Genomic DNA, 1,035 nt, shown 5'->3' with positions numbered 1-1,035 from the left:
GAGTTGCAGCCTCCAATCCGAACTGAGCCCAGTTTTGTAGATTTCCTCCACCTCGCGGTCTCGGTTCTCATTGTACTGGGCATTGTAGTACGTGTGCAGCCCCAGACGTAAGGGCCATACTGACCTGACGTCATCCCCACCTTCCTCCCAGTTGATCTGGGCAGTCTGACTAAAGTCCTCAACTTAATGTTAGTAACTAGTCACAGGGGTTGCGCTCGTTGCCGGACTTAACCGAACATCTCACGACACGAGCTGACGACGGCCATGCAGCACCTGTGTAAGGTCCCCGAAGGGTCATTGCCTTTCAGCAAATTAGCAATACATGTCAAGTCTGGGTAAGGTTCTTCGCGTTGCATCGAATTAAGCCACATACTCCACCGCTTGTGCGGGTCCCCGTCAATTTCTTTGAGTTTTAGTCTTGCGACCGTACTCCCCAGGCGGTGCGCTTAACGCGTTAGCTCCGGCACAGAAGGGGTCGAACCCTCCCACACCAAGCGCACATCGTTTACTGCTAGGACTACAGGGGTATCTAATCCCTTTCGCTACCCTAGCCTTCGAGCCTCAGCGTCAGTAAATGTCCAGTAAGCTGCCTTCGCCATTGGTCTTCCTCTCGATATCTACGCATTTCACTGCTACACCGAGAATTCCACTTACCTCTCCATTACTCTAGCGCGGCAGTATCGGATGCAGTTTCAAGGTTGAGCCCTGAGATTTCACATCTGACTTACCGCGCAGCCTACGCTCCCTTTACGCCCAGTGATTCCGAATAACGCTCGGGACCTTCGTATTACCGCGGCTGCTGGCACGAAGTTAGCCGTCCCTTCCTCTTATGATACTATCAAACATAAATGCGTATTAGTCACTTATGCCTTACTCTCATATGACAGGAGTTTACGACCCTAGGGCCTTCATCCTCCACGCGGCGTTGCACCATCAGACTTTCGTCCATTGTGAATGATTCTCGACTGCTGCCACCCGTAGGTGTCTGGACCGTGTCTCAGTTCCAGTGTTGCTGATCGTCCTCTCAGACCAACT

1 rRNA gene is annotated in these 1,035 nt (G+C 52.2%); it reads right to left on the bottom strand.

The annotated features are described in order from the left end of the window. Nucleotides 1–1,035: ribosomal RNA gene (locus F454_RS0113580) — 16S ribosomal RNA — on the bottom strand; the annotation flags it as partial.

It is taken from the genome of Rubritalea marina DSM 17716 (genome assembly GCF_000378105.1).
Classification (GTDB): domain Bacteria; phylum Verrucomicrobiota; class Verrucomicrobiia; order Verrucomicrobiales; family Akkermansiaceae; genus Rubritalea; species Rubritalea marina.
Note: the sequence above shows the minus strand (reverse complement) of the source record. Positions and strands in the feature narration are given on the sequence as shown.